Source organism: Pseudoalteromonas sp. Scap03 (assembly GCF_013393115.1).
GTDB lineage: Bacteria > Pseudomonadota > Gammaproteobacteria > Enterobacterales > Alteromonadaceae > Pseudoalteromonas.
Genome location: NZ_VDEU01000002.1, coordinates 396,802 through 417,586, shown reverse-complemented (window position 1 = coordinate 417,586; position 20,785 = coordinate 396,802). Strand labels below are relative to the sequence as shown.

Below are 20,785 nucleotides of genomic sequence, written 5' to 3'. Positions count from 1 at the left end.
GGGCGTTGGTATGACTCCCACTGTCAAGTTAAGCACACTGATCCTTGCCTAACTTTTTAAGCCATAATTACTTTAGCTCGAATTAGAGCGAGTTAATACATAGGATGAAGCAAGTAATGTCGTCGGTTATCTTGCTGATATTCGTTGGTTTTTACTATTTCTAGTAACAGAGCAGACCTTACTTAGTGCGTCCTGTGGCGGTCACCGATGGCACCTGTCTTCAGTCTATGTTCGTGGTTCAATGCAGCGTTAGCTGCATTGCCATCCTAACGCCGTCGGTGGTTGTGCCACACCCGATGCTTGATCCCATGCATTAACTCTAATTCGTTTATCATGCGGGTACTCTTGCCAATCTAAGTTTTGCATTCACTGGCGTAAGCACCACTTCTTTTGCAATAGCCCATATGTACGCAATCATTTCTCGGGCAATGGCGGTAACAACCAGATTGTAGTGTTTCCCTTTGGCTATCATTTTTTTATATCGCTTGCAGAGCCTAAGCTGTGCTTTCCACGCAATATCAATAATGTCCTTTGGTAAACCTTCTTGTCGTTTTTGCATATCTGTGGATATATTTGCTGCATAGCGATAAGTATGTGCACCTTCCACAAGAAGGCGTCTTGCTCGGCCATTTCCGCATTTTGTGATGGCGCCAATATGGCGTTTGCCACCACTCGAGTGTTCACTAGGTACAAGACCGAGGTAACTCATTAATTTGCGGGGATGGTCGAATCGCGATAAATCGCCGAGCTCAGCCACAACGCCGGTGGCGACCAACAAACGAACACCACGCATAGCTTGTATTGCTTTAACAACGAGATAATAACGCCATTGATGGACGTGATGTGTAAGTTCATTATCTCATCGTTCAAGTCGGCTTACTCGCTCGGTAATTGTTTGTAAAAACTCTTGTAAAACGATGTGCTGTGCTGGGTGTGGAAGCACAAGCTCAGTGAGCCAACGTAAATGTTTTTGTGACCAATTTGCAGTGCCTTTGTAATTAATATTATTACGAAGCAGCAGTGCTTTTAATTGATATTTAGCATCTTTTAAATCTTTCATGGCTACTTCGCGTGCGCGAGATAAATCACGTACAGCTTCATCTTCAGGCTCGGGAACATAAATAGGTGTTAAATCTTCAGATTTAAGTAATTTAGCGAGCTTAAGGGCATCACGTTTATCGGTTTTAATCTTCTCGCCTAGTTTTTTAGGAATAAGAGACGGGGCAACCACATAACAGCAATGGCCGAGGCTGGTAATCAATCGATAAATCCAATAACCACAAGGGCCGGCTTCATAAACAAAGTGAAGCGTTGCATCAGAGTATTTAGATTCAAACTGACGAACAAGCTTTTGAACGGCCACTTTGGAAGAAGAGAATCGACCAAGGTGAACAGGTTGAGCCCCTCTATGTTCTTCAATATAGGCGACTTCATTGATTCTTTATGTGTATCAAGACCAATAAAAAGTATGCTATGTTTGTTCATGTTAGCCTCTGCTGTTTAGTTAATTGACAAACTAATTATGGCTCTGGCTTTGAATTAAGCTAACCCACGAAAAGCGGAGGCTAACACCGTGTGGGAGTCATTATGTCTATGCCATTAGGAGAGAACTTATGTTGAGAATGATGTCTTGGATATTGCTGGTTTGTACATTTTGTGCCCATTCGGGTGAAGAGGTACTTTCCATTGATAGAGTTGTACCTAATAGTTTTGATTTGGCCTTTCCAAACGAATCAAACATTCAGCCAGAGCAGAGTGATTTTAGTGTAAATAATTTTGTATTAATGAGTAACGATTCTGGTGAGCGTTGGGCGGTAGTAACTTTGACTAATATGGCATCAGGTCGACGAAGTCTAACTAGTAAACACCTAATGGCTATCGTTGCAGATGGGCAACGAATTGCACCATTGGAGTTTTTACAATCATTCAAAGCAGATGAGACACTATCGTTAACTATCAACTTTGGAGAAAGTAAGTTTCCTTTGCTATCAATCTATTCAAGGTCTGGCAAATAACAAGTACATCAAGGTGCTCGCAAACTTGCTAGGATATCAAAACTACACGGGGATTGAGTTTGGTGCTCTGCATAATTTAACCAAATTGCTGTTACGTTTTTGTGCCCTATATGTGGGTTTGTGTGTACAAGGAGGCAAAGTGAATAGCAGACATATTTTATTACTCGTTATCATCTTATTTATAACTGGTTGTACTAGGTCAGGCCAACTTTATTATATTGATGCTAAAGGTAATGAGAAACTTGGTTGTGATGTAGAATTTATAGGTATGCCAAGTGTTGATAAATTTGCTGTTGAATATACTTTAAGCCTTTGCGCTAAAAGCATTGTTAAAAAAGGCGGTGTGATCCAGGAAGAACACCTTTTAATGATTGATACAGCTATTCCCTTAGCTCCATGTGAAAAGGCTTGGAGTCACGAATTAGCTAAGCAACGATATCAGGCTAAAAAGTTAACTAAGAAAGAGTATGGCTATATTGTTGCAAATATAGATTTAGGTTTAGCAACAGTCAATAACTGCACATAACAGGCGCTTTAAGCGCGGGCTGCTAACAGCTGACTCAGCTTCGCTACATACACTTTAGCCAACAATTATCAGCCCTTTATGCGGGCTTTAGGTTTTTATCAAAATATGGAGTTTTATTCTAATTATGGAAAAATCAGTTCAAGTCAAAAATAATGAAGATAGTACAGAGAAATCTCGAAGTGTAGAAAAAAATAAAATCCAAAATGAAACTATTACAACAGAGCTACATTTTGAGTTGTTAAAACAGTATGCATGGCTATCATCAGCAATAATAGGTGCTATTGTTATACTTATTCAATTAAAAGTACTTACCTTTGGCTCCAAGGTTTATATTCCTTTAGGTTGTTTTTGTTTTTCAATTCTTAACTCTTTAATTGCTCAAGACTATATAGTTGAGTCATTAACAAAAGGTAAAACTATTTATGATATCTCTAAAAAAGTATATATATTACGCAACTTATCTGTATTTGGTTTAGGGCTTGGCGTAGGGTTACTTGCTAATAGCTTTATTTAGACAACAAACACATTAAGCAGGATAAAACAGTTGGCTTTTGTTCCTGCGTCGCTAATTTTGCCAATTATTTTATTGCCTCTAATGGGGTGTTAAATACCTAAATGGAGTTTAGATGAATATTCAAGTTTTTAGACCAAAACAATTTGTAGATATGGCAAGAGACTATAAGTTGTTTGCGGATGACGTAGAAGTTGCCACTATAAAAAGAGGAGTTACGCAAACAGTAAACATCCCTGATTCAACTAAAACTATTCAAGCGAAAATAGATTGGTGTTCAAGCCAAACTTTTCCTGTAGCCTCAATTACTGACAAAGGAATTATTATTAAAAATTCTTTTGGTAGTAATATATTCAAATTGCTTTTTTTAACTATTTATTATGTCAGTTTCGGTAAAAGCAAATACTTATCGGTAACAAACGGTATTTAGCATGATCATTAAACGGACAATGCTCTTCCCCCGTTCTAGTGAACACATCCTCATCAATTTAATTAACAATTTTAAGTCTGTTGTTTGGCGAAATGATTAGAGGTTCATATGGTGTTTGAAAAACTGGCTAAACATCATGCTAGTCAACTGTTAGATTTTGAATTAGAAAATAAGCAATGGTTTGAAACGCTAATTGAGCCTAGAGCTAAGTCGTTTTATTCAATAAAAGGTGTTACCGAGCACATTGATTTATTAATTAATCAAATGAATGAAGGCACTGGTTATAGTGGGGTATTACTTCAAAATAACATTATAGTTGCACGAGCAAATATTAAGGACGTCTCAAATAATGAAGCGTTTGTTGGCTATCGTGTGGCTGAAGCTTTTACTTCTAAGGGGGCTGCTAGTTTTTGTTTGTCACAGCTTATAAATATTGCTCAAAGTAAATTTAATATTACTCAGCTGAAAGCGTTGGTCTTGGAAAATAATCCCGCATCAATGCGTGTACTAAAAAAATTTGGTTTTCAAGCCATAAATACAAATGTAAACGCTATAACTATAAATGGTAGGCGACTAAGTTGTATAGAGTTCTGTGCAAAATACGCATGACAAGCTGCTTTTTGTGGTATGACTAATTTGGCCATCCATTCAAAAACTAGCATTCGTTTTTTATATACTGGTTTGTGTAAAACCATATGAACTTATTTATTAAGAGCTTTGTTTTAAGACCTTTTATTTAAAACACCGTCTAATGTTAAACTAACTAAAATTTAGCAACCTAATATGGCTATGTCTTTTTATCTTCCATTACTTACCCCGTATTTTGAGCGTGTAGCCATTGGCAAAACCCTAACCTCGCTTTGGAGTGGCTGTGGCCAAATTGTGAAGTGCCAACTTGATGAGCAAGCCTGTGTGATTAAAGCGATTAAAGTACCCGATCACATTAATCACCCTAAAATTAAACAAAGCAACTTTGCACTGACTAGGAAGCGTGACTCTTATCACGTTGAATATACGTTTTATCAGCAATTTAGCCATAAGCTGCCCAAGCAAGCTGCAGCTATTGAATGCATTAAAGCAATCAACATGGGCGATGAGTTTGCCTTGGTGTTTAAAGATTTTTCAAAGCAGGGGTACAGCCAAGCAACCACCGAGAATATAAAAGCCATATTAAAGTGGTTGGCACATTTTCATGCCTTTCATTTAAATACAAAGTTTGATGGTTTATGGGCGCAAGGAAGCTATTGGCATTTGGGTACACGCCCTGATGAATTTAATAACTTACCTGAAAAGTCCGATATTAAACAGGCTGCATCACTGTTAAGCGGCGCATTAAAGCAGTGTGATTATAAAACGTTAATTCATGGTGATGCCAAGCTTGCTAACTTTGCCGCTAATAGCCAAGGGCATATTCTCGGTTACGATTTTCAATATGTGGGTGCGGGTGTTGGGGTGATTGATGTAATGTATTTTATGACCAGCTGTATGGATGATTCTGAGCTTCATAAACACGCACAGAGCTACCTTGATTATTATTTTAGCCAATTGAAGCAAGCTCTGAGTGACTATCAACCACACATTAATGCTGATGATGTTGTTACACAATGGGCTCATTTATGGCCAGTGGCATGGGCAGACTTTTATCGGTTTTTACTTGGGTGGAGTCCAGAACACAAAAAGATTAACAGCTACATGCATGATCAGGTAAATAATTGGTTAGCGAGTAACAACTCATAAACACAAAAAATCTTTATAGTTGTGGCTAAATTAAATATTTTGGCACGAACTATGAAATCAAGGCTAAAATTAACAGTCAAACGGCCTGTTTTAATATAAAATACGTCAAATTTTTTATCACTAGGTTTATTACTATGGCTATTCACGTTATTTCTCATCCCCTTGTTCAACATAAGTTAGGTTTAATGCGCGCGCATGGAATTAGCACGAAAAGTTTTCGCGAGTTGTGTTCAGAAGTGGGCACATTATTAACTTACGAAGCCACTAAAAACCTAGAATTAGAAGATAACGAAATTACAGGCTGGGACGGTAATAAACTTAAAGTTGAGCACATTAAGGGTAAAAAAATTACCGTGGTGCCAATTTTACGTGCGGGCCTTGGTATGATGGACGGCGTAATGTCGTTACTCCCAGCGGCTAAAGTGAGTGTAGTGGGTTTAGAGCGTAACGAAGAAACTCTTGAGCCAGTACCCTACTTTGAAAAACTAGTGGGTAATATTGATGAGCGTTTAAGCTTAGTGATTGACCCAATGCTGGCTACTGGTGGCTCTATGATCGCCACCATTGATATGCTTAAAAAAGCGGGCTGTAAAGAAATTAAAGTAATCGTACTGGTTGCTGCACCTGAGGGCGTTGAAAAAACATTAGCCGCTCACCCTGATATTGAGATTTTTACTGCCTCAGTTGATAGCCATTTAAATGAAAAGGGTTACATTATCCCAGGGCTTGGCGATGCAGGTGACAAAATTTTCGGTACGGTTTACTAAGGTTTAGCAGTGCAAAATAATTCTACATTTTCTATAAAAACTATTCTAACCGGTGCCCAAATGCTGTTTGTTGCATTTGGTGCGTTGGTACTAGTGCCAATATTAACTGGCCTAGATCCTAGCGTAGCCTTGTTTACCGCTGGTTTAGGTACTTTGTTGTTTCAATTTGTGACTAAAGGCCAAGTGCCTATTTTTTTAGCTTCGTCATTTGCGTTTATTGCGCCCATTATTGCCTCAGTACAAATGTGGGGTATACCCGCCACTATGGGGGGGTTAATGGCGGCGGGCTTTACTTATATGCTATTAAGTTTATTAGTGAAGTTTAAAGGCACAAAAACCTTGCATAAAATTTTGCCGCCAATTGTGGTAGGCCCAGTCATTATGGTGATTGGTCTAGCGCTTGCGCCTGCGGCGGTTAATATGGCGATGGGTAAAAGTGGCGATGGTGGCACACAAATTATTGCCTACGACAGCGCTATTATTATCTCTATGTTCTCATTGCTCGTTACTTTAGTGTTTGCCGTGTGGGGTAAAGGGGTATTTAAATTAATACCTATTTTAGCCGGTGTTGTTGCCGGTTACACGCTATCGTTATTTATGGGTATAGTGCAATTTGAAGCCGTAAGTAATGCACAGTGGTTAGCTGTGCCAAACTTTGTGTTACCAGAGTTTAAATGGCAAGCCATATTATTTATGGTGCCGGTGGCAATTGCGCCTGCTATTGAACACATTGGCGACATGATGGCAATTAGCCAAGTTACAAAAAAAGACTATTTGAAAAAACCAGGACTACATCGCACCTTATTTGGTGATGGTTTAGCTACTTCTGCCGCATCCTTATTTGGCGGCCCACCGAACACCACTTACTCAGAGGTAACTGGTGCGGTAATGCTTACTAAAAACTTTAACCCTAAAGTAATGATGTGGACTGCCATTATCGCAATTTGCTTAGCATTTGTTGCTAAAATGGGCGCTAGTTTGCAAACCATTCCGGTGCCAGTAATGGGCGGAATAATGATTTTATTATTTGGCTCTATTGCGGTTATTGGTTTAAACACCTTAGTTAAATCGGGCGATGACTTAAGTGAACCGCGTAATTTAAGTATTGTGGCACTTATTTTAATTTGTGGTATTGGTGGTATGTACATAGGTAGTAGTGAGTTCAGCCTAGAAGGTGTGAGCTTATGTGCTATTTTAGGCATAGTATTAAACTTAGTATTACCCAAAGCACAGAGCAACCAGAGTTAAGTTTGCACTGTGGTTAAAAATATTGCACCAAAAAAGCGCATTTTAAATGCGCTTTTTTTTTAACCTACTAAAAAGTAACAATAAATAATATTGGTCTAGTAACTGCATTTCCTTAGTCATACCCTATAGTTGACTCAGGGATTGTTATATGGAGACCAAGAGTGTGGATATAAATGCTTTTTTAGTAAAACACCAACTGCCGTTGAAATATCAGTATATTAGCGAGCAGTATTTTTCTGCTATTGCGCAGGACATTCTAACCAGTAAAAAAACAGCCCCTATATTTGTCGCAATTAATGGCTGCCAAGGCTCAGGAAAAACCACACTTGGTGATTATTTAGTAACTTGGTTTAGCCAAAATACCCACCTAAACTGTGTTGCGCTTTCTATTGATGACTTTTATTTATCAACTCAAAAACGCCAACAGTTAGCGCAAGATGTGCATTGTTTATTCGCCACTAGAGGCGTTCCGGGTACACATGATGTTGCGCTGATGGATAAAACCATTAGCCGTTTATTAAATACTGAAGTAAATGTACCGCTGCCGCGTTTTGATAAGCAACAAGATGAACCCGTAGCAAAAAATAAATGGTTAACTAATAGTCAGCCGATCGATGTTGTTATTTTAGAAGGGTGGTGTGTAGCCAGTGAACCACAGCAGCCTTTTACTTTAGTTGAGCCTATTAACGAGCTAGAAAAATCATACGATCAACAAGGGTTATGGCGTCGCTGTATTAACAGCTGTTTAGCCAATGAATATAAAACCGTTTTTGATAAAATCGATTACACAATTATGCTCAAAGCCCCGAGTTTTGATGATGTGTTTGCGTGGCGCCAAGAGCAAGAACACAAGTTAATTGCCAAACAAGGGCAGGGCGCAGGCACTATGACTGATGAGCAGTTATTGTGGTTTATTTCTCATTTTGAACGCATCACGCGTGAAAACCTCAACACCCTTAGTGCTAAAGCAAATGCACTTATAGAGCTCGATAGTAATCGAGATGTAACTGCGATGGTGCTTACAAGCGATAGTATTATACAACCTATCATTTTTACCGATTTAGATGGCACATTACTCAATCACAGAGATTACAACACCGATGCGGTAGATACCTTATTACAAGAGCTGCAATACAGCGGTGTACCTGTGGTATTTAATACCAGCAAAACATTTAGTGAAGTAGTGGCACTGCAACAAGCGCTTAATATTACACAGCCTTTCATTGTTGAAAATGGCTCGGCTGTTTATATTCCTAAAAATTACTTTAATCTCAGGCCAATTGGCTGCAGCGAATACCAAGGCTACTGGTGTTACTCGTTTGCTGCACCCATTAGCAATTTATGGACTGATTTAAAACGCTTAAAAAAAGACTACGGCGACCAATATAGTTTGTTTAGTGAGCTGACCAGTGAGCAGGTAATGAAAATGACAGGATTAAACCAGCTACAAGCAACGCAAGCACAAACCCGTCAATACTCAGATCCGCTCTACTGGCATGGCGATGAGCAGCAACTAAATGAATTTATCAATGCGATATCAGTATATGGCTACGAGGTTAAAGTAGGCGGGCGCTTTGTTCACATTGGAAAAAATACCGATAAAAGCATGGCTCAGCAGTGGTTAGTGCAGCAGTTTAACGCGCAGTTTACTAAAGCGCTGAGCATTATTGCGCTAGGGGATAGTGAAAACGATAAGCAAATGCTAGAAGAGGCTGATATCGCCATTATCATTACCAATCCAGAGAGTAAAAAGCCAGTTAAATTAACTTATAACAAAGCGCGCTATTCTCAATTGCCGGCACCACTAGGGTGGGTTGAAGAAATTACAGCACTACCTTGTATTAACAGTATTTTACCCAGTTCTGAGGAGTATAGTTTACATGGCTGATTTTTATCAAAATGGCATTATTACAACACTACATAACATTGCTAATAGACCCGTAGACGATTTAGAAAAAGAGTTGCTTGGCTTTAGTAAACAGCGACCAATGGGGCTTATATTGCCTTCATTATTTAGTGAGTTAGAAGGCCCTGCTTTACAAAACATTGTCAAAGAGCTGCAACAAGTACCGTATTTATCGCAAATAACTATAGGCTTAGACAGAGCCGACGAAAGCCAGTATCGCTATGCATTGAACTTTTTTAAATCGCTCGATCAAAACCATAAAGTGTTGTGGAACGATGGCCCACGTTTGCAGGCGCTCGATAAAGAGCTTCAAGCTTTAGGTGTGGCGCCACGTGAGCTCGGTAAAGGCCGTAATGTGTGGTATTGCATGGGCTATAAACTCGCTACCGCGGAGGTTGAGTCAATAGCACTACATGATTGCGATATTTTAACTTATGACCGAGGCTTATTAGCGCGATTAATTTATCCCGTTGCGCATCCTCGATTTAACTATGAATTTTGTAAAGGCTTTTACCCGCGTACTGCCAATGGAAAAATAAATGGTCGAGTATCGCGTTTACTGGTTACTCCGTTATTACGCTCGTTTAAAACCATATTAGGCAGCAGAGACTACCTTGAGTATATGGACTCGTTTCGTTACCCATTAGCCGGTGAATTTTCGTTTAGACGCGATGTATTAAACGATATTCGTATTCCTAGTGACTGGGGATTAGAAATTGGCGTATTAAGCGAGATGTACCGTAATTACTCCCATAACCGCCTATGCCAAGTTGATATTGCCGATAACTACGATCATAAACACCAAGAATTATCGCTGGACGACCAAACCGCTGGCCTTTCTAAAATGTCTATTGATATAACCAAAGCGTTATTTAGAAAGCTAGCGACCCAGGGGGTTACCTTTACCAGCGAAACCATTCGCTCATTAAAAGCGACTTATTACCGCATTGGTTTAGACTTTATTGAAACCTATCATAATGATGCGTTAATGAACGGCTTAACACTTGATATTCACCAAGAAGAAAAAGCGGTAGAAATGTTTGCACAAAATATTATGAATGCTGGCCAACACTTTTTAGAAAACCCAATGGAAGCGCCATTTGTGCCGAGTTGGAACCGTGTAGCTTCGGCGATGCCCGATGTACTAGATCGATTAAAAGAAGCCGTTGAGCTTGATAACGAACAATACAGTTAAATTGGTATACTTAAACGAGGCGCCTGTGAACATAGTTAGGGAACAGTTATTTCAACGAGTCGAACAACATTTACATACTATTTATCAAGGGGTTGAGTTACCTATGCCGGTAGCTGAGTTGGCTGAAGAATTAATCACCTTGATATTGAGTAATAACCCACTTCGAGATCCTACGCCGCACACTAATCGCTGGGATGAACAAGATATTATTTTAATTGCCTATGGCGATTCTATTATAAATCATGAAGACAGTGAGTTAGCAGTTGGAACTCCCCTAGAGGCGCCGTTAAAAACCTTGCATCGCTTTATAAAAGAGCAGTGCGATCACCAGCTTAATGCACTGCATATTTTACCTTTTTATCCGTACAGCTCAGATGAAGGGTTTGCGGTAATGAACTATGCGCAAGTTAATGAAGCGCTGGGCGATTGGCAAGATATTAACGCGATTGCAAAAGATGTAAAGTTAATGGCGGATTTAGTGATTAATCATTGTTCTAGCCGAAGTCTTTGGTTTGAAAACTTTTTAACCGATACACACCCAGGGAAAGACTATTTTAAAACAGCCAGTTTAACTGACGATTTAAGCCAAGTCGTGCGCCCACGAACTTCGCCATTATTACATACGGTCGCCACAGCAAGCGGTGATAAGCATGTGTGGTGTACATTTAGTCATGATCAAGTGGATTTTAATTTTGAAAACCCTGAGGTTTTAAAAGAGTTTGTTAGCATTATTCGCCACTATTTAGATAACGGTATTCGCTTATTTCGTCTGGATGCTGTGGCCTTTTTATGGAAGCAACTTAATACCAGTTGTATAAACTTGCCACAAACTCATGAAGTGGTGCGTTTACTGCGAACGCTGATTGAGCATGCCGAGCCCAGTGTGGTAATTATTACCGAAACCAATATTCCTAATCAAGAAAACCTATCTTACTTTGGTAATGCCAACGAAGCCCATGCAATTTATAACTTTGCCTTGCCGCCGTTGTTATTGCATACCTTACTTAGCGGTGATAGTACGGCGCTTAAGCACTGGATGATGAGCATGCCGCCAGCGCAAAACGGTACCGCATATTTTAATTTTATAGCCTCGCATGATGGCATTGGTTTGAGACCAATTGAAGGCTTATTACAACCGAGTGAAGTTGCTTCGTTAGTAAGTACGACCATGCAGTTTGGTGGGCGCGTTTCAATGCGTACCAGTCACGATGGTACGCATACCCCCTATGAGCTAAATATTGCCTTGTTTGATGCCTTACAAGGGACGCATAACGGCGCAGATAAATATGGCCTTGAGCGTTTTTTGTGTGCTCATGCCATTATGTTTGCAATGGAAGGAATTCCAGGGCTATATATACACAGTTTACTTGGCACCACTAATGACTATGAGCGCTTTGAAAATTCGCAGCACAATCGTGCAATTAATCGTCATCGCTGGCAAGAATCAAAATTATTAGCGGCGATTGAAGAAAAATATAGCCATCATCATCAGGTGTTCAAGGGAATAAAACAGTTATTAGCTGTGCGTAAAAGGCAAGCAGCATTCCATCCTAATGCCACACAATTTACTTTGCACTTAGGCGAGGGGTTATTTGGTTTTTGGCGACAAAGTATAGACCGCCAACAAAGTATTTTTTGTGTTTATAATATTAGCAGTCAGCCACAAAGCTTAACCTTAGCCGATTTAAACTTAATAAACACTCAGCAATGGGTTGAGCTAATTTCTAAAACAACACTCGATGACGCGCTACAAACCATGCAGTTAGCACCCTATCAAACGCTTTGGTTATCTAATAGGGCATAGATAGCATTAATAAAATAGACAATATACATTCAGAGTTTTAAATAAAATAACTGCATTGTAAAGGGGCTTTACAGTGCTATTGCTCAAGCGCTAAAAGTAGATTTTCTATGGTAAATTCATACCAGTCAGCGCGTGTTTTACTAAACTGTATAAAGTTTATTTCTGCAAGGCCAGTAGTATTTATCGCCTTGTATAAGGGAGTGTTTTCCTCAGTAAGCGGGTCAAAAATATCAGCTGTACGATGAAGCAAAGGACTAAGTTTTGGTTGAGTATGGTTGTCGAACAAATTAACTAGGGCATAAGCACCTAGTAACACATGACCTCCAATAGATACATCAAGTGCTGATTTATTACTTGGTGGAACCTCCCAGTTAATACCGCCCACAATAACCTGAGATTGCATGTTTAGCTGTTTTAATGCCCTTTTTGCGCCAAAAGCAATGGCATCATTCGCACACCAAATAATGTTAATTTCAGGGGCTTGCTGCATATACGCTAAGGTTTTTGTAAACCCTTCTTGTTCAGACCAATTGGCAACCTCTTTAGCGGTTAAGGTGACTTGCGGTGTTTGCGTTAAAAAATCCATTAACCCTTGTGTGCGCATAATAGAAGCAGGCGTTGCATAGTCGCCTAATAACGCCAATATATGTGCGCTAGTTGTTGTTTTATTGGTAAACTTTTTATAAAGCTGCTGCATCAATGATTTACCTGCAACGCGATTATTTGGGGTAATACTACCGACTATGTTAGTGCCATTTTCACGTAACATGTCAAGTGATGCAGGTGAGGGACGATTTAATAAAAAGTAAATAGGGACATGTTTACTGTCTATTTTAGAGAGGTATTTACTGGTAACATTTTTTTCGTTTACGAGGATCAGATAATCGGGCTTATCATTTATAGCCTGCTGAATAAGCTCTTTCATTAAAATATGATTTCGATTTGCGTATTCTACCGTTAATGTCACATCTAAATCAGTGGCTGCATTTTGCATTATTTTAGAAACATCAAACCAAAAGTTTCCGGTTTTGTTTTGTGCATTTTCAGAGTCGGAAAAACCAGGATTAATAAATATGACTTCTAGGGCATAAGCACTATAACTACCCAACAGAAGGCAGGTAAATGTTAGCAGGCGGTATAATTTAAACAAGGACATACATTTCTCTATAAACTTTCTAAAGCTCAATTTATCCTTGCTAAAGTACTCCGTGGTGACATCTAGGCGTTATGCTATATAATACCTCAGTAAGTTTAGCATGTATGCAACAATTATTTTTTAGGGTGTATTAATGAAAGCAGTTTTGTTGTTAATGGTATTAATATTTAGTCAAACAGTTGCCGCAAATGAAATGAGCGACTTAGAAAAAACCATGAAAAACATTGGGCTTGCTTATAAACAAAGTGTTGAAGCAACCCAGTTAGCAGAATTTAATGGCGCTATTGATGAATTTATTAAATTGATAGAGCAAAGTAAGCAAGCCAAGTTTTATAAAGAAGCTGAAAAGTCGGTGCAAGGGTTAGATAAGGTACTTACTCAAGCCCAGTTAGCCAAAAAAGTAGCGAACGAGCAAGGGCTTGAGGCGGCAAAAAAACCACTCAAAGCAATTGATAATTTACGCAAAAAATATCACAAATTACATGAGCCTCCAGGCTTTTTTGAATTATTGTTTGGAAAATAAGGAATAGTAATGGAAATTTCGGTTTCAATGTTAGACGGTCAAAAATTAAGTGCTAAGTTTGGTGAGCATGAAGTTATAAGCGACCAAAGCATAAACGCTGGTGGTGATGCAGAACATCCAGAGCCGTTTGACTATTTTTTAGTAAGCATGGTGTTGTGTGCTGGTTTTTATGCGCGTAAATTTTGTCAGCAAAGAGAGATCTCGACCGAAGGGATGACACTGACACAAAATAACGAAAATGTAGATGAAAACGGTAAGAAGCTTTTTTCAATCGAAATTGGCTTGCCAGAAGGTTTCCCAGCTAAATATAAAAAAGCACTGATTGCTGCGGTAAATACATGTACCGTGAAAAAGGTTATTCAAGCAGTGCCTGAGTTTTCTGTTGTAGTTAAATAGACCCTAATAATAATGCCGAGTATAAACTCGGCATTATTTTATCTTGCTACTTTTTCTTCATACCCTGCACGGCTTTAAATCTAGGGTTATCTTTACATATCACGAATACTCGCCCTTTGCGCTTTACAATTTGACAACCTGGTCGTTGTTTTGCACTTTTTAATGAACTTAAAACTTTCATTTGCTTTCCTTTTTAGCAGTAGAGAGGTTTTTAAACCGACGATTAAATTGCGCAACGCGTCCATCAGTAGCGAGCGTTTTTTGTTTGCCTGTATAAAATGGATGTGAGTCACTTGAGACATCAATAGGAACATAAGGGTATGTTTTACCCTCAATTTCTATGGTGCGATTGGTTTTAATGGTTGAACCAATAATAAAGTAAGAATCAGCTGCAGTATCATGAAAAGCAACCACATGGTAATCAGGGTGAATATTGGGCTTCATAAAATGCCTTTAGTGTTATGTGATAGTATATCATTTAATTTAACGTATTTATTTTCCCTTTGCAAATCATTTTAAATAGCCTTAAACGAAGTGTAATTGCTGTGTATTTGCACAAAACAGTCAAAAAATAAGCACTTAGATCAAAAGTACTGGCTATTAGTATTTAGGCTGCTATAACTAGACTCAGCGAACAAAATAATAAGAATTTAATAACGTTAATAGAGGTAGTTTTATGAGTGACGCTCAGGCACAACAAGACCAAATCGACCAAGGAGTCATGGATACTCTCAGAGAGCGTGACCACAGTATATTGGCTAAGCAAGTTGATTCGTTAGGGTGTACTCATAACGACATCATTGAATTACTTGCTCATTATTTAGCATTAAGCGAACAAGAAGATGATGAATTATTTGATGACTGGTTTGACGCGCTTTCAAAAGAACAACACACCGTATTAAAAGTATTTGAAGTATATCGTGGACAGTACGAGCACCAAAACTAATTCATTTGGTTGCAATAACTACGTTTTGAGGTGGCACAAAACTGCTTGAATGTAATTTAGTGTTAAAAAAAGTGTGTGTTTTTATTCCTAAGCAAAATAAAAATCACACTTTTTTAATACAAGACCCCTAACTATGGCAACGAGCAGTTATTTTTAGCCAATGGAGATGCCAGCGAGACTTCAGGTTGCCAAATTCGCTGCCAAATATTACCGGCATTACTAAAACTAGGGCGCTGAGAGAGTCGTTCAAAATTACCCAACTTAATGCCCGAGTCTGTTTGCTCACCTACCACAAAGTTAAATACATATTGGCATTCCATACCCATTCTTAAATCTGACAAAATCACGTTATCGGTTTGCTGGCGAATAGAATAAAACCCTTTTGTAAACCATTGTAGTCTTTGAATGCCCCATTGGTTGTCAATAGGCTTAATTAAAGACGGTGTTGTATTGTAGGCATTTAAGGTTACATCACTGGGCGAGTCAAACACAGAGGCATACCCCTCGTAGTAGTGACCGTCAGACATTACCACTATACGCCAAAGTAAAGTGGTGAGCGGGGCAGGCGTACTAATATAGCCGGTTGCGTCAATATCGCGATTGTTCAGTGCTGTTTTTACCTTGTCGTCAATATTGAGTTTAAACACAAAGGCAAGGCATAAATACGCTGTGCTTAGGCTAAGTGTAATTGCATTGATTTTATAGGCTTTACTGGTACTTATTTTAGGTAATAAAGTAAAAGCTAAACCAATTAATAACGGCAAGGTGTAAAGGGGGTCAATAATAAACATGCTAGATACCGCAAAAGGGTATTCACTTAAGGGCCACATTAGCTGAGTACCATAAACGGTGAGTGAATCTAATAAAGCATGTGTTGATAAGCACAAAAACACCAACCAAAACCAACGAACTTTATAAGCCTGCATGCCTGTGTGTATTTTTAATATTAGCCATACAATTAGCGGGCTTATTAATAAATGGACAAATAAAGAATGGCTAAAACCGCGATGATAGGTAAATGCCTCTACACTGCCGCCATAGGGTAAAAATACATCTAGATCGGGTAAAGTGCCTAAAATAGCGCCCCACGCAACGGCTTTTCTACCTACTTTATTGCCTAGTACCGCGTAGCCTACGGCACTGCCTAATGCGACTTGTGTTAAAGAATCCATACTACCTCATCCAAATAATGCAACTGCAGTGTTTATACTCAGCTTAATCTTAAAACCGTCAATAATGTAAATTATTTCATTAAGTTGCTCTTTAAAATCAATTTAAAAGCGATTTATAAACTTAGTCGCGGTTGTATAAAATCTAAAAATGCAACGATACGGGAGGAAACCGCCCCATTTTTGTAATAAACGCCATAAATAGATTCTCGATTATTTGGGCTACTCACGCTGTGGGGTAAAACTTCTATTAATCGTTTTTTGGCTAAATCTTCAGCAATCATAAATTGTGAGAGAAGTGCTATGCCTTGATCAGCAATACATAAATGCCTAATGGTTTCGCCGCTGCTAGCCCTTAAATCAAAGTGCAGAGATTGCTCATGCTTCAAGGGCCATTGATTAAGAGTATTGGGCTCACTGAAGCCAATTAGGTTATGGTTTTTAAGATCTGAAACTTGCTGTAATGGTGGCGCATTTTTTACATAATCAGCGCTTGCGACCAATTTTAATTTACTTTGGCCTAATTTTCGCGCGTGCAGGTTTGAATCTTTTAAGTCTCCAATGCGAATAGCTAAATCTGTTTTGCGCTCAAGTAAATCAATAATATTGTCGTGTGAGGTAATATCGAGCGTGATTTGCGGGTATTGCTTTTTAAATTCATTAACAAGTGGCGCTAGTTGATGTAAAACAAAAGGGCTTGCTGCATCTATACGCAAGTGCCCGCTAGGTGCTTGCTTAAGTAGCTTTATTGTTTCTTCCCCTAAGAGCAGCGTGTTTAAAGCCTTTCGCGCATATTCTATGTATATATGCCCTTCCTCGGTCAGTTCTAAGCGCCGAGTTGTTCTGTTTAGTAATGTGCAGTTTAGCCTGCTTTCGAGGCGAGATAGCGCTCTTGAAACCTTAGCTACATTTAAATCAAGTAAACTAGCCGCACCGGAAAAGCTGCCACAATCAACAATGGTAATAAACATTTCTAGATCTTCAGTTTTAGCTTGAACAGGCATAAATTCACTTATTTATATTTGCAAAATAAACAAAAGTATTTTGCCATTTATGCTGTTTATTGCAAAGGAGTTTTTACACACACTATGCATCTATATTAAAAATGAGGATGTATTTATGCCATTGGCTTTATGGGCGCTTACCTTAAGCGCATTTGCAATTGGAACAACCGAGTTTGTTATAGTGGGTTTAGTGCCAACTATTGCAAACGATTTAGGCGTGAGCTTACCATCAGCAGGCTTACTAGTGAGCTTATATGCAGTTGGTGTAGCTATTGGTGCACCGGTACTCACTGCATTAACGGGTCGCTGGAACCGAAAAGTGGTACTTATAAGTCTTATGGGCTTATTTGTTATGGGGAATTTATTAGCTTGGCAAGCGCCGAGTTACGAAACACTAATACTGGCACGCATACTAACAGGCTTAGCTCACGGTGTATTTTTCTCTATTGGCTCAATGATAGCAACAAGCTTGGTAAGTAAAGACAAAGAGGCGAGCGCTATTGCAATTATGTTTACCGGCCTTACGGTAGCGCTTGTAACGGGTGTGCCATTAGGAACATGGATTGGCCAGCACTTTGGCTGGCGTGCAACGTTTTTAGTGGTTTCGGCATTAGGTTTAATTGCGCTAATTGGCAGCGCTATTTTAGTACCAAAAAACTTAAAGCAGTCTATTCCGGCGACGTTTAAAGAGCAGCTACAGGTTATTGTTAAGCCGCGCTTATTGCTCGTTTATTTAATGACTATATTAGGCTACGGCGGAACGTTCACCGCGTTTACTTATTTAGCGCCTATATTAGAGCAGCAAACTGGCTTTGCACCATCCGCTATTGGTTTAATAATGCTGGTTTATGGTGTGTCGGTAGCTGTTGGTAATATATGGGGCGGAAAATTAGCCGACAAGCGAGGCCCAATTAGTGCACTGAGTATTATATTTAGCGCGTTAACAATTATTTTATTGGCTTTCACCTTTACTATGGAATCAAAAGTAGCCGCAGTGCTGACTATTTTAATATGGGGGGCATTTGCATTTGGTAATGTACCAGGATTGCAGCTTTATGTAGTAAAACAGGCAAAAAAGCACACTCCTAATGCGGTAGATGTCGCATCGGGGTTAAACATCGCGGCGTTTAATATTGGAATAGCCTTAGGCTCTGTTACAGGGGGGCTTGTAGTCGAGCATATGGAACTAAAAGATACCGCATGGATTGGGGCCGTTGTTTCATTACTGGCTTTAATAGTTACTCGATACAGTGGTAGGCTAGATAAACATAATGTTCAGGTTAAATAAAGCCGAACTCATATAGGTTAGTCTTGAAATAAAAATCAATGACCTCAGTATTCACATGAGGTCAAAATTTTAAATCAAAAAAGTAATAGGTGTATTTAGTAAACACGTCGTTTGAATTTTAAACCTATTATTAAACAAGGATAAAGCTATGACACAACGTGTAATTGAAATGCCAGATTTAGGTATGGGTACTTTTCGTTTAGAAGGTAAAACAGCTTATGAATCTGTAAAAATGGCGTTAGAAGTTGGATTTCGCCACATTGATACCGCGCAAATATATGGCAATGAAGAGCAAGTTGGCCAAGCAATTAAAGACAGCAATATTCCTCGTGAAGAATTATTTATAACCACCAAAGTATGGAATAACAAGCTCAACAAAGCTGATTTTGTTGACAGTGTTAAAACATCTTTAGAGAAGCTACAGCTTGATTATGTAGACTTATTATTAATCCACTGGCCAGCACCGGTAAATAATGAACCCATGAGTGAATACTTAACCGAGCTACTGTTAACTAAAAAGCTGGGTTTAACTAAACATATTGGTGTATCTAACTTCACCATTGCCAACTTAAATGAGGCAATGCAAACCTTAGATCCTCGCGAAATATTCACTAATCAAATTGAGGTACATCCATATTTAACCAACACTAAACTGCGCGCTTTTTGCGATCAACATAAAATTCATGTTACCGCCTATATGCCATTTGTTGTGGGTAAGGTATTAACAGATCAAACCATTATTGATATTGCTAACAAGCACGATGCAACGCCAGCGCAAGTGGTTATTGCATGGGAAAATGCCAATGGCATGACCACCATTCCATCATCGACCAAGCGTAAAAACTTAGAAGATAACTTTAACGACAAAGTTAAACTTGATGATGAAGACATTGCGCGTATAGATGGCCTTGACTGTAACGACCGCCAAGCATCGCCAGACTTTGCACCACAGTGGGATCAATAACCAAAGAGCTAAAGCTAAAACAGGTGCAGTAAAGCTGCACCTTTATTTTTAAACAAGGAACACCCATGTTAACGGTAATTGCCACACTATCGAGTGAAAATAGCGATGCAGAGCGCCTTTTAATTGAGCTCGAAAACTTACAACAGTCCTCTCGCCAAGAAGTAGGCTGCCTGCGTTACGAGCTATCAGTTAAAAACGATGCTGAGCAAACTATCTATTTAGTGAGTGAGCAATGGGCGTCTAATGAGCATTTCGAAGCCCATAAAAACGCACCACACTTCAAGGCCTTTGGTGATGCTGTAGGTGCATTTATTTCTTCTACTAATATCGATGTGTACAAAACCATTGGTTAATTGCCACTAGGCTAATAGCAATGCTGGAGCTGTACTTACAGCTCTTTTTAAATATCATCCTTTTAAGCTGCCTCTTAAATCCAAAGCTGTTTCATAATAAAAACGATTTCATAATAGCAATTTTTAATAAGACACTGCTGTTTGCATAGCTACAGCTGGCTTGCCTGATATTACTGACACATTCTTTTTGCTGTGATTTTGCACCGTTATAAAGAGATTCAATGCTAGCTAATTGTTTAAAAATATTTTTTGACTATATTGTAATCAACTAAAAGGAATTAAAAATGGTAAGTTCACTCTATGATAAATACGAACATCTTACTGAGATGAGAAGTCTTATTTCAAAACACATCCTCATCATGTAACTGCGATTATGAAGTTCCGTGATATAGCGTACTCAGAGACTACCAAGCGTTTTGGGCGCAATGGACGAAATGATAAAAGTGATGCCTTTAGACATTGCTTTTGGTCAGCGACCCTATCACGAGATATCGGCTATAAGAATGCGCTAGAATTGACTAATGCTCATGAAAGTAGCCCTTTAAATATAGCTGAAGAGAAGACTATGGATTTTCATAATAATAGTGACGGTCTGAGGATTGGTATTTCAAACTCAGATAATACTAAATTATCCAAAATGTGTAATGATGCGTTGAGCGCTGGAAAATTAAAAGTGATTAAAAAATGAAATACATCTTAATAGCTTTTTCTTTGATTCTCTTTGCATGCTCTGAACCAACAAAGGATTCCAGTTTAATTGAAATATCATTCAATCAGGCTATGTGGCAAAATAATATATCGAATCGAAGGGCAATGTTAAACGACTTTTAGCTAAATATGATGTACA

At 38.8% G+C, this 20,785-nt stretch carries 22 protein-coding genes and 2 pseudogenes; 18 read left to right on the top strand and 6 right to left on the bottom strand.

Translation table 11 applies throughout. The annotated features are described in order from the left end of the window. Positions 1-331: 331 nt before the first annotated feature. Positions 332-1,485: pseudogene (locus FHG08_RS17230) on the bottom strand (IS110 family transposase). A gap of 140 nt (positions 1,486-1,625) precedes the next feature. Between FHG08_RS17230 and FHG08_RS17225 the strand changes: the two are divergent. The 11 genes from FHG08_RS17225 to FHG08_RS17175 all read left to right on the top strand — a co-directional run bounded on the left by FHG08_RS17225 (position 1,626) and on the right by FHG08_RS17175 (position 12,139). Continuing rightward, positions 1,626-2,015 carry a hypothetical protein gene (locus FHG08_RS17225; protein ID WP_178957452.1) on the top strand — a complete coding sequence of 130 codons (390 nt, stop codon included), beginning with the start codon at positions 1,626-1,628 and terminating at the stop codon, positions 2,013-2,015. Between the two features lie 139 nt (positions 2,016-2,154). Then, positions 2,155-2,541 (top strand): hypothetical protein, encoded by a 387-nt coding sequence (locus FHG08_RS17220; RefSeq protein ID WP_138765052.1) that lies wholly within the window; start codon positions 2,155-2,157, stop codon positions 2,539-2,541. A 124-nt stretch (positions 2,542-2,665) separates the two neighbouring features. Continuing rightward, positions 2,666-3,055: a hypothetical protein gene (locus FHG08_RS17215; protein ID WP_138765051.1), complete on the top strand. Its 390-nt coding sequence runs from the start codon at positions 2,666-2,668 to the stop codon at positions 3,053-3,055. A gap of 112 nt (positions 3,056-3,167) precedes the next feature. Further along, complete coding sequence (locus FHG08_RS17210; protein ID WP_008466158.1) at positions 3,168-3,482, top strand: hypothetical protein; 315 nt, start codon at positions 3,168-3,170, stop codon at positions 3,480-3,482. A gap of 108 nt (positions 3,483-3,590) precedes the next feature. Next, positions 3,591-4,091, top strand: a complete 501-nt coding sequence (locus FHG08_RS17205) for a GNAT family N-acetyltransferase (protein WP_076920550.1) — start codon at positions 3,591-3,593, stop codon at positions 4,089-4,091. Between the two features lie 180 nt (positions 4,092-4,271). After that, positions 4,272-5,219, top strand: a complete 948-nt coding sequence (locus tag FHG08_RS17200; RefSeq protein ID WP_178957450.1) for a DUF1679 domain-containing protein — start codon at positions 4,272-4,274, stop codon at positions 5,217-5,219. A 134-nt stretch (positions 5,220-5,353) separates the two neighbouring features. Then, positions 5,354-5,986 (top strand): uracil phosphoribosyltransferase, encoded by a 633-nt coding sequence (upp, locus tag FHG08_RS17195; RefSeq protein ID WP_008466150.1) that lies wholly within the window; start codon positions 5,354-5,356, stop codon positions 5,984-5,986. Positions 5,987-5,995: 9 nt separating this feature from the next. Then, the gene (locus FHG08_RS17190; protein WP_055011979.1) at positions 5,996-7,234 is read left to right on the top strand and encodes a uracil-xanthine permease family protein; all 1,239 of its coding nucleotides are present in this window, start codon (positions 5,996-5,998) and stop codon (positions 7,232-7,234) included. Positions 7,235-7,382: 148 nt separating this feature from the next. Continuing rightward, entirely contained in the window at positions 7,383-9,122 is a 1,740-nt protein-coding gene (locus FHG08_RS17185; RefSeq protein WP_178957215.1) for an HAD-IIB family hydrolase, read from the top strand. Next, on the top strand, positions 9,115-10,335 hold the full coding sequence (locus tag FHG08_RS17180) for a hypothetical protein (RefSeq protein ID WP_008115311.1): 1,221 nt from the start codon (positions 9,115-9,117) through the stop codon (positions 10,333-10,335). The genes FHG08_RS17185 and FHG08_RS17180 overlap by 8 nt, the downstream gene beginning before the upstream one ends. Positions 10,336-10,360: 25 nt before the next feature. Further along, positions 10,361-12,139 carry an alpha-amylase family glycosyl hydrolase gene (locus tag FHG08_RS17175; protein WP_178957214.1) on the top strand — a complete coding sequence of 593 codons (1,779 nt, stop codon included), beginning with the start codon at positions 10,361-10,363 and terminating at the stop codon, positions 12,137-12,139. Between the two features lie 76 nt (positions 12,140-12,215). Here FHG08_RS17175 and FHG08_RS17170 read toward each other — a convergent pair whose 3' ends face one another. Further along, positions 12,216-13,295 (bottom strand): ABC transporter substrate-binding protein, encoded by a 1,080-nt coding sequence (locus FHG08_RS17170; RefSeq protein ID WP_178957213.1) that lies wholly within the window; start codon positions 13,293-13,295, stop codon positions 12,216-12,218. Between the two features lie 133 nt (positions 13,296-13,428). Here FHG08_RS17170 and FHG08_RS17165 point away from each other — a divergent pair, with 133 nt between their 5' ends. Then, entirely contained in the window at positions 13,429-13,818 is a 390-nt protein-coding gene (locus FHG08_RS17165; protein WP_138607861.1) for a cytochrome b562, read from the top strand. A gap of 9 nt (positions 13,819-13,827) precedes the next feature. Beyond that, positions 13,828-14,214: an OsmC family protein gene (locus tag FHG08_RS17160; protein WP_008463841.1), complete on the top strand. Its 387-nt coding sequence runs from the start codon at positions 13,828-13,830 to the stop codon at positions 14,212-14,214. Between the two features lie 46 nt (positions 14,215-14,260). On the opposite strand, the gene ykgO is transcribed toward FHG08_RS17160, so the two are convergent. Both ykgO and FHG08_RS17150 read right to left on the bottom strand, forming a co-directional pair. Next, positions 14,261-14,395 (bottom strand): type B 50S ribosomal protein L36, encoded by a 135-nt coding sequence (gene ykgO, locus FHG08_RS17155; protein ID WP_004586489.1) that lies wholly within the window; start codon positions 14,393-14,395, stop codon positions 14,261-14,263. After that, positions 14,392-14,658, bottom strand: a complete 267-nt coding sequence (locus FHG08_RS17150; protein ID WP_008463845.1) for a type B 50S ribosomal protein L31 — start codon at positions 14,656-14,658, stop codon at positions 14,392-14,394. The genes ykgO and FHG08_RS17150 overlap by 4 nt, the downstream gene beginning before the upstream one ends. A 232-nt stretch (positions 14,659-14,890) precedes the next feature. Between FHG08_RS17150 and FHG08_RS17145 the strand changes: the two genes are divergently transcribed. Next, the gene (locus tag FHG08_RS17145) at positions 14,891-15,160 is read left to right on the top strand and encodes a hypothetical protein (RefSeq protein ID WP_178957212.1); all 270 of its coding nucleotides are present in this window, start codon (positions 14,891-14,893) and stop codon (positions 15,158-15,160) included. 131 nt (positions 15,161-15,291) lie between these two features. On the opposite strand, the gene FHG08_RS17140 is transcribed toward FHG08_RS17145, so the two are convergent. Together FHG08_RS17140 and FHG08_RS17135 are read right to left on the bottom strand one after the other, a co-directional pair. Then, the gene (locus FHG08_RS17140) at positions 15,292-16,332 is read right to left on the bottom strand and encodes a metal-dependent hydrolase (RefSeq protein ID WP_178957211.1); all 1,041 of its coding nucleotides are present in this window, start codon (positions 16,330-16,332) and stop codon (positions 15,292-15,294) included. A 113-nt stretch (positions 16,333-16,445) separates the two neighbouring features. Beyond that, complete coding sequence (locus FHG08_RS17135; protein WP_178957210.1) at positions 16,446-17,333, bottom strand: LysR family transcriptional regulator; 888 nt, start codon at positions 17,331-17,333, stop codon at positions 16,446-16,448. Positions 17,334-17,448: 115 nt separating this feature from the next. Between FHG08_RS17135 and FHG08_RS17130 the strand changes: the two genes are divergently transcribed. The 4 genes and pseudogenes from FHG08_RS17130 to FHG08_RS17115 all read left to right on the top strand — a co-directional run. After that, complete coding sequence (locus FHG08_RS17130; protein ID WP_178957209.1) at positions 17,449-18,621, top strand: MFS transporter; 1,173 nt, start codon at positions 17,449-17,451, stop codon at positions 18,619-18,621. Positions 18,622-18,769: 148 nt separating this feature from the next. Further along, complete coding sequence (gene dkgB / locus FHG08_RS17125) at positions 18,770-19,585, top strand: 2,5-didehydrogluconate reductase DkgB (protein WP_178957208.1); 816 nt, start codon at positions 18,770-18,772, stop codon at positions 19,583-19,585. Between the two features lie 65 nt (positions 19,586-19,650). Then, positions 19,651-19,938 (top strand): putative quinol monooxygenase, encoded by a 288-nt coding sequence (locus FHG08_RS17120; RefSeq protein ID WP_178957207.1) that lies wholly within the window; start codon positions 19,651-19,653, stop codon positions 19,936-19,938. A 349-nt stretch (positions 19,939-20,287) separates the two neighbouring features. Beyond that, positions 20,288-20,626 (top strand): annotated as a pseudogene (locus FHG08_RS17115) (hypothetical protein); the annotation flags it as partial. Positions 20,627-20,785 lie beyond the last annotated feature (159 nt).